Source organism: Pseudomonas sp. PNPG3, assembly GCF_023093815.1.
Lineage (GTDB): Bacteria > Pseudomonadota > Gammaproteobacteria > Pseudomonadales > Pseudomonadaceae > Aquipseudomonas > Aquipseudomonas asiatica.
The window spans coordinates 1-8,619 of record NZ_JALLKV010000067.1; the positions used below are offsets into that span (position 1 = coordinate 1).

Annotated in this window: 4 protein-coding genes; all 4 read right to left on the reverse strand. The window is 66.1% G+C overall.

What is annotated here, in order from left to right:
- Positions 1–127: 127 nt before the first annotated feature.
- Positions 128–1,060 (reverse strand): pca operon transcription factor PcaQ, encoded by a 933-nt coding sequence (gene pcaQ, locus MJ643_RS27050; protein WP_013971406.1) that lies wholly within the window; start codon positions 1,058–1,060, stop codon positions 128–130.
- Positions 1,061–1,227: 167 nt separating this feature from the next.
- Positions 1,228–1,590, reverse strand: a complete 363-nt coding sequence (gene nirD / locus MJ643_RS27055; protein WP_196184200.1) for a nitrite reductase small subunit NirD — start codon at positions 1,588–1,590, stop codon at positions 1,228–1,230.
- Positions 1,590–4,142, reverse strand: a complete 2,553-nt coding sequence (gene nirB / locus MJ643_RS27060) for a nitrite reductase large subunit NirB (RefSeq protein ID WP_208209448.1) — start codon at positions 4,140–4,142, stop codon at positions 1,590–1,592. The genes nirD and nirB overlap by 1 nt, the downstream gene beginning before the upstream one ends.
- A gap of 305 nt (positions 4,143–4,447) precedes the next feature.
- On the reverse strand, positions 4,448–8,473 hold the full coding sequence (locus MJ643_RS27065; RefSeq protein WP_208209449.1) for a bifunctional nitrate reductase/sulfite reductase flavoprotein subunit alpha: 4,026 nt from the start codon (positions 8,471–8,473) through the stop codon (positions 4,448–4,450).
- Between the last annotated feature and the right edge of the window lie 146 nt (positions 8,474–8,619).

Here is an 8,619-nt window from a genome sequence, read left to right on the forward strand (position 1 = left end):
ATCGGTCAAAAGCCGCTTAAAAAACTTCCCTAAAACCATAGAATCTCCCACAGGTTCACCACAGGCCCGGAAGCAGTTGCTATCCCTGTGTGTGGCTTGCCGGCGAAAGGGCCAAAAATACCTGCGTTCAGGGGTAGCTGCCCTCTCGGTACTGCCCCGCTACCTCGCGCAACACCTCGCATACCCACTGCCCAGGCAGGCTCTGCGGCAAGGCAGCATTGCGACAGATGCCGACCGAGCCGCCCGGCTCGCGCACACCCAGGTCGAGCTCGACCAGCTCGCCCCGGCGCAGGTCGAGCAGCACCGCATCGCGCGGCGCAACCCACACTGCATCACTGCCCAGCAGGTAGCGCCGGCTCAGCGCCAGCGACAGGGTTTCCAGGCGCTGGGCGGGCATCTGGATGCCACATTGCACGAACAGGCTGTCGGCATGCTGGCGGATGGTGGTGCCGGCTGGCGGCAGCACCAGCGGGTAATGTCCAACCTCCCCGCGCTCTACTGGCTTGCAGGCCAGCAGCGGGTGGCCTGGCCGCACCACCAGGCTCATCGACTCGCTGTACAGGTGCTCGAACGACAGGCCTTGGATCTGCGGGCTGTCGGTCATGCGCCCGACCACCAGTTCCAGTTCGCCGAGGCGCAACTGGCCGAGCAGCTGCGCGCTGACCCCGGTGACCACACTGATTACCAGCGCCTCATGCCGCTGGTGCAGGCGGCACAGCACTTCGGGCATGAGCAGGCCTTCGACCGTGGACAGCACACCGATACGCACCTGCGACGGCGCCCGCGCCTCGCCACGCAGGCTGCTGACGCCATCGCGCAGGGCCTGCACGCTGGGCCCGGCGTAGCGCATGAAACGCGTGCCCGCCGGGGTCAGCTCGACGCCCTGACGGCTGCGCGCGAACAGGCGCGTTTCCAGCAGGTCTTCGAGTTCCTTGAGGGTCTTGGAGATGGCTGGCTGGCTGATTGCCAGGATGTCGGCAGCCCTGGCCAGGCTGCCCTGCCGGGCAATCTCCAGGAAGCACAGCAGGTGGCGGTACTTGATGCGGGTGTCGAGGTTCATGGGCTCAAGCTTACCGCATTGCTGGGTCTGGTTATGTATATTGCCTGTCCCGGCCTCTTCGCGGGCACGCCCGCTCCCACAGGGATCTCCACAGCTCTCCAGACCTGCGCAGTACCTGTGGGAGCGGGCGTGCCCGCGAAGAGGCCGGTGCAGACGGCAGATGACTATCAGGCCACAGCCAACTCCACCGCCTCCCCGTTCAACCGCACCGGCCACACCCGCAGGCGCTGCCCGCTATCCTCCAGGCACTCCCCGCTCTCCAGGCTGAAGTGCTGCTTGTACAACGGCGCCGCCACCACCAGCTCGCCCTGCACACTGCCCACCAGGCCGCGACCGATGATGTTGGCGCCGGACCGCGGGTCGCGGTTGTCCACCGCGTACAGCGGCTGCGCCTGCCCCGGCAGGTAGAACAGCGCCACTTGGGCCCCGTCGAGCCAGACCACCACCCCGGAATCAGCCACCAGGTCATCCGCCTGGCACACCGCCTGCCAGTTCTCTTGGGTTTTCACAGCAGCATTGGACAAGTTCATCAGACAGCCTCCTCGACGGTTGGGATCAGGTGCAGTGGCGCAGCAGGCCGGCGCTGTTCGCGTTCGCGCACGAAGTGCACGTCCGGGTCGGCGCGGCGGTCGTTGACGAAAGTACGGAAGCGCTTGAGCTTCTCGGGGTCGTTGAGGGCGTTGGCCCATTCGCATTCATACTGGTCGACCACATGCTGCATCTGCGCCTCCAGCTCGCTGGCCAGGCCCAGGCTGTCGTCGATGATCACCTGCTTCAGGTAGTCCAGCCCACCCTCCAGGTTCTCGCGCCACACCGAGGTGCGCTGCAGTTTGTCGGCGGTGCGGATGTAGAACATCAGCACGCGGTCGATCAGGCGCACCAGTGTTTCGTCGTCGAGGTCGGTAGCGAACAGTTCGGCGTGCCGCGGGCGCATGCCGCCGTTGCCGCATACGTACAGGTTCCAGCCCTTGTCGGTAGCAATCACGCCGATGTCCTTGCTCTGTGCTTCGGCACATTCGCGGGTGCAGCCGGACACCGCGAACTTGAGCTTGTGCGGGCTGCGCAGGCCTTTGTAGCGGTCTTCCAGGCGCAGGGCCATGCCGACGCTGTCCTGCACGCCGTAACGACACCAGGTGCTGCCGACGCACGATTTCACCGTGCGGGTCGACTTGCCGTAGGCATGGCCGGTTTCGAAGCCGGCCTCGATCAGCTCGCCCCAGATCAGCGGCAGCTCGTGCAACTGGGCGCCGAACAGGTCGATGCGCTGGCCGCCGGTGATCTTGGTGTACAGATCGTACTTTTTCGCCACCTGGCCGATCACGATGAGCTTGTCGGGGGTAATTTCACCACCGGGGATGCGCGGCACCACCGAGTAGGTGCCGTTCTTCTGCATGTTGGCCATGAAGGTGTCGTTGGTGTCCTGCAGCGGCACCAGCGCCGGGTCCATGATCGGCTGGTTCCAGCACGAGGCGAGAATACTGCCCACCGCCGGCTTGCAGATGTCGCAGCCAACGTGGCCCTTGCCGTGGCGTTCGAGCAGTTCGTTGAAGGTGCGGATACCCTCTACCCGCACCAGCCCGTACAGCTCCTGACGGGTGTAGGCGAAGTGCTCGCACAGGCTCTTGTCCACCGCCACGCCGCGGGCGGTCAGCTCGTGCTCGAACACCTGCTTGAGCAGTGCCGCGCAACCACCACAACCGGTGGCGGCCTTGGTGCAGCCCTTGACTGCGGCAAGGTCGCCGCAGCCGCTGTCTATGGCGGCGCAGACCGCGCCCTTGCTGACGTTGTGGCAGGAGCAGATGGTCGCGCTGTCGGGCAGCGCATCGGCCCCCAGGGCCGGTGCGCCGCCGCCTTGCGGCAGGATCAGTGCCGCCGGGTCGGCTGGCAGGGCGATGCCGTTCTGGGCGTATTGCAGCAGAGTGTCGTAGTAGCTGTTGTCGCCCACCAGCACCGCACCGAGCACGTGCTTGCCGCTGGCATCCACCACCAGCCGGCGATAGGCGCTGTTGGCTTCGTCGATGAAGCGGTAGCTGCGTGCGCCCGGAGTGGCGCCATGGGCATCGCCGATGGAGCCGACATCCACGCCCAGCAACTTGAGCTTGGTCGACATGTCGGCACCGGTGAATTCGCCAGCGGCTTCACCCATCAGCAATGCCGCCAGGTTGCGCGCCATGCTGTAGCCCGGGGCGACCAGGCCGAACACGCTGCCGTTCCACGAGGCGCACTCGCCGATGGCAAAGATGCGTGGGTCGCTGCTGCGGCAGTGGTTGTCGATCACCACGCCACCACGCGCGGCGATGTCCAGGCCACAGGCACGGCCCAGGGCATCCTGCGGGCGGATACCTGCGGAGAACACGATCAGATCGGTTTCCAGATGCTCGCCGCCATCGAAGTTCATGCGGTAGCGGTAGTCTTCACCCGCACTGATCGACTGGGTGGCCCGCGACAGATGCACGCCAACACCCAGCGCTTCGATCTGTGCCTTGAGCGCGGCACCGCCCTCGCCGTCCAGCTGCACCGGCATCAGCCGTGGGGCGAATTCCACCACGTGGGCTTCCAGGCCCAGCGACTTGAGAGCGTTGGCTGCTTCCAGGCCAAGCAAGCCACCGCCCACTACCACGCCACGTCGGGCACTGGCTGCGGCAGCGCGGATGCCGTCGAGGTCGTCAAGGGTGCGGTAGACCAGGCGGGCATTGCCGCTGGAACCTTCGATCGGTGGCACGAAGGGATAGGAACCCGTGGCCAGCACCAATTGGTCGTAGCCGTAACGGCCCTCGGCGGTAACCACTTCGGCGTGCTCACGGTCGATTTCCAGCACCGCTTCACCGAGGTGCAGGTGCACACCGTTGGCGCCGTAGAAGTCCTGCCCGCACAGAGCCAGGGTTTCGGCACAGCTGCCGCCGAAGTACTCGGACAGGTGCACGCGGTCGTAGGCACGCTGGCGCTCTTCGCCGAACACATGCACTTCGAAGCGCTGCAAGGCGCCGCGGCTGACCAGTTGTTCGACGCAATGGTGGCCGACCATGCCGTTGCCGACGATGACCAGTCGCTCTCGTTGCCCGCTGCTCGCTGTTGCCTTCATAAGCCGATCCTCGATAAAAAAAAAAAGCGCCTGGAGCCGAAGCTCCAGGCGCCTTTGCCTGTATTCATCACGGTAGGGGGCCCGGGTTGATCGCCGTTGATCAGTGGGCTTTGTTGTAACTAGGGTAAAGCAGGGAGTGTGCCAACTGGGTTGCCTGTGCCGGCCTCTTCGCGGGTAAACCCGCTCCCACAGGGATCTCCACAATTTTCAGACCGGTGCAGTACCTGTGGGAGCGGGTTTACCCGCGAAGAGGCCGGCACAGGTCATGCACATTCGCAGTGCACAACACCCCATCCCGGTGCACATCAATAAACATCCCGCCGATACCGCTTGGCCCTGCCCAGCGCTTCGACATAAGCCGCAGCCACCGCGGCATCCATGCCGCCATGCTCGGCCACGATCGCCCGCAACGCCGCATCCACATCCTTGGCCATGCGCTGCGCATCGCCACACACATAGAAGTACGCGCCCGCCTCCAGCCACTGCCACAACTGCGCGCCCTGTTCGAGCATGCGCTGCTGCACATAGACCTTCTCGGCCTGGTCGCGTGAAAACGCCGTGTCCAGACGCAAGTGCCCTGCAGCCTGCCAAGCCTGTAGCTGCTCCTGGTAATAGAAATCGGTGGCCGCATACTGCTCGCCAAAGAACAGCCAGTTAGCCCCTTTCGCCCCACGTGCCTCTCGTTCTTCGAGGAAGGCCCTGAACGGCGCAATGCCGGTGCCGGGACCGACCATGATCACCGGCACGCTGTCGTCCTCGGGCAGGCGAAAGTGCTTCGACACTTGCGGGAAGATGGCTACCTTCAGCGCCTGCGCACGGTCGGCAAGGAAGCTTGAACACACCCCTTTGCGCGCGCCATAGCGCACCGTGGAAACGGTCAGGTGCACCTGCTGCGGGTGCGCCAGCGGGCTGGAGCTGATCGAGTACAGGCGCGGCTGCAACGGCTTGAGCAGCTCCAGCCAGCTGGCCAGCGGCAGTTGCTGGGGGAAGGCGCGCAGCACATCGACCAGTTGCCGCCCCCACAACCAGTCCTGCAGCTCGGCCTTGCACTCGGGCTGCAGCAGGCGCTGCAGGTCCGGGGCATTGCCGGCGAAGGCCTGCAGCTGCTGCGTGGTGACCTTGGCGATTTCCAGGTGCGCTTGCAGGGCTTCGGTCAGCGGCATGGCGGGCTGGCCTTTCAGCTCGACCATGGTCTGGCCATCGAGCTGTATCAGCGCCAGCAGCTCATCGACCAGGGCGGGACAGTTGCGCGGCCACACGCCCAGGGCATCACCGGCGGCATAGGTGAAGCCGCTGCCGCTGAGGTCGAACACCAGTTGACGGGTTTCCTTGGTAGCACCCGGGCCGTTCAGCAGGCGGTTTTCCAGCAAGGTGGCAGCCCAGGGTTGCTGCTTGCCATAGGCCGCCACGGGCGCAGGCTCGGTGACCGGTTGCGGTGCAGCAGCGCTGCTTAGCGTGGGCAGCAGCGCATCCAGCCAGGCGGCGAAGGCGTCGTCGAAGTCCGGCTCGCAGTCCACCCGCTGCAGCAGGCGCCGCCCGCCCAGCTCGGCCAGGCGTTGGTCGAGTTTGCGGCCAAAGCCGCAGAACTGGTCGTAACTGGAGTCGCCCAGGGCCAGCACGGCAAAAGGCAGTTCGGCGCAGTGGGCGCCCTCCTCGCCCTGCAAGGCTTGCCAGAATGCCGCTGCGCTGTCGGGCGCGTCACCATCGCCAAAGGTGCTGGCGATCAGCACCACGCTGGCGACGCCCTGCAGCTGGCGCGGGCTGACCGCTTCCATGCAGCTGAGCTGCACGTCGAGGCCGGCACCGCGCAGGCGCTCGGCACAGCGTTCGGCCAACAGCTCGCCGTTGCCGGTTTGCGAAGCCCACAGCACCTGGTGCCGTGGTGCCATCAACGCCGCATCGGGCAGCACCGCCGGCTGGGCGAACAGCCCGGCCAGCAAGCCATCGACGAACAACCGGCGGTTGGCGGCCAGCGGCGCACTGGCCGGCAGACAGGGCACGCCCTCGGCGCGGGCCTGGTCCAGGCCCAGCAGAAAGCCTTGCAGGTAATGGCGCTCTTCCTCGGCCAGCACCGGAGCTGGCAGGGTGTCCAGGCCAAGCAGACGGGACAGGGTGGCGGTCGGCATGCGGGCAGGCTCCGGATTGGCAGTGTTCAGATCAAGGGCTTCGATGCGCTCACCGGCGACCCGCTCCAGGGTCACGGCACAATGCTTGAACGCCGGCTGCAGCGACAGCGGGTCGACCGCATCGCAGGTCACGGCGTTGATCGCCAGTTGCTCGCCGATCAGGTCATTCCAGTGAAACGGGGCAAAGCAGTTGCCAGGCATGACCCGGTCGCTGATTCGCGCGGGTAGCACGGCCTGCCCGCGGCGCGAGCGAATGGCCACCAGGTCCTTTTCGGCGATGCCCAGCCGGGCAGCATCGTCGCAGTGGATTTCCACGAAGGGGCCGGGCTCCAGCTTGTTCAGCGCCGGTACCTTGCCGGTCTTGGTCAGGGTGTGCCACTGGTGCTGCACGCGGCCGGTATTCAGCACCATGGGGTAATTGCCATCCGGCAACTCCGCCGCCGGCAACCAGGGCCGGGCGAAGAAGCGGGCCTTGCCGCTGGCGGTCGGGAAGGCCAACACCGGGCGCTCGCCCTGTGCATCGCGCAACAGCGTCTGGCTGCTGCCGTCGTTGTGGTAGCGCAGCGGGCTTCGCGGGTTGTTGTTGCCCGGGGCGCAGGGCCACTGGTGCGGCTGCTCGCGCAGTTCGGCATAGCCGATGCCCCGCAGGTCGTAGCCGGTGGTTGGGTTGTGAAAGCGGCGGATCTCCTCGTACACCGCCTCGGCATCGGGGTAGTCGAAGGCGTCGGCATAGCCCATGGCGCAGGCGACCCGGGCGATGATCTGCCAGTCCGGCAGGCTCTGCCCGGGCGGTTCGACGGCACGTGGCATGAGGGTGAGGTTGCGCTCGCTGTTGATCATCACGCCCTCGCCTTCGGCCCACAGCGCAGCTGGTAGCAGGATGTCGGCGTAGCGGTTGGTCTCGGTGTCGAGGAAGGCATCCTGGGTAATCACCAGTTCAGCCTGGCGCAGGCCGTCGATCACCTGCTGGCGGTTGGCGACACTGGCCACCGGGTTGCTGCAGATGACCCAGCAGGCTTTTACCACGCCGCTTTTCATCTGCTCGAACAGCGCCACCGTGCCCTCGCCGCCTTCGCTGCGCAGGCTGCCCGGGGCCAGTTGCCACTGTTGCTCGACGAAGGCACGGTCCTGCGCTACCAGCGCCGAGCGCTGGCCTGGCAGGCCGGGGCCCATGTAGCCCATCTCGCGTCCGCCCATGGCATTGGGTTGGCCGGTCAACGAGAACGGGCCGCTGCCCGGGCGGCAGATCGCGCCCGTGGCCAGGTGCAGGTTGCAGATCGCATTGGTGTGCCAGGTACCATGGATGCTCTGGTTCAGGCCCATGGTCCAGCAACTCATCCAGTTGCGGGCACTGCCGATCCATTCGGCGGCCTTGATGATGTCGGCCTCGGCCAACCCGGTGATGGCGGCCACGTGGTCAGGGGTGTAGTCATCGAGAAAGGCCGGCAGTTCATCCCAGCCTTCGGTATGGCGGGCGATGAAATCAGGGTCGGTGTGGCCGTTACGCAGCAGCAGGTGCAACAGGCCGTTGAGCAAGGCCATGTCGCTGCCGGGGCGCACCTGCAGGAACAGGTCGGCCTTGTCGGCGGTGGCACTGCGCCGCGGGTCGACGACGATCAGCTTGGCCCCCGCCTTGACCCGGTCGAGCAGGCGCAGGAACAGGATCGGGTGACAGTCGGCCATGTTGGCGCCGATCACCAGGAATACGTCGGCGTGCTCGAAGTCCTGGTAGCTGCCGGGCGGGCCATCGGCACCGAGCGACAGCTTGTAGCCGCTGCCGGCACTGGCCATGCACAGGCGCGAGTTGGACTCGATGTGGCGGGTGCGGATAAAGCCCTTGGCCAGCTTGTTGGCCAGGTACTGGGCCTCCAGCGACATCTGCCCGGACACGTAAAGCGCCACGGCGTCGGGGCCGTGCTGGTCGATGATGCCGCGCAAGCGACCGGCGGCTGCGGCGATGGCCTGGTCGATGCCGGTACGCGCTGGCTGCTGGCTGCGCTGCTGGCGCACATAGGCATCCTCCATGCGCCCGGCAGCAGTCAGCGGCAGGTGTGCGGTGAGACCTTTGGTGCACAGGCGGCCGAAGTTGCTGGGGTGCTGCTTGTCGCCGCTGATCTTGCCGACCTTGCCATCGGCGACGCTCATGACGATGCCGCAACCGACGCCGCAGTAGGGGCAGACGCTGCGTACTTCGCTGTTGGCCATGGGCGGGCTCCTGTAGGGAACGCAAAAAGGCGCCGGCTGCCCCTGCTTGCTGGGCAAGCGGGGCAACACGGCGCCTTTGTCGTGAAGTTTTGTGGGCTGTCGACGTTGATAGCCCTGGGTAGCGGTAGATCAGCAATTAATGGGCC

What these genes read in the sequence shown, in the direction of transcription:
- nirB (WP_208209448.1), bottom strand. Translation starts at nt 4,142, where the DNA reads ATGAAGGCAACAGCGAGCAGCGGGCAACGAGAGCGACTGGTCATCGTC.
- nirD (WP_196184200.1), bottom strand. Translation starts at nt 1,590, where the DNA reads ATGAACTTGTCCAATGCTGCTGTGAAAACCCAAGAGAACTGGCAGGCG.
- MJ643_RS27065 (WP_208209449.1), bottom strand. Translation starts at nt 8,473, where the DNA reads ATGGCCAACAGCGAAGTACGCAGCGTCTGCCCCTACTGCGGCGTCGGT.
- pcaQ (WP_013971406.1), bottom strand. Translation starts at nt 1,060, where the DNA reads ATGAACCTCGACACCCGCATCAAGTACCGCCACCTGCTGTGCTTCCTG.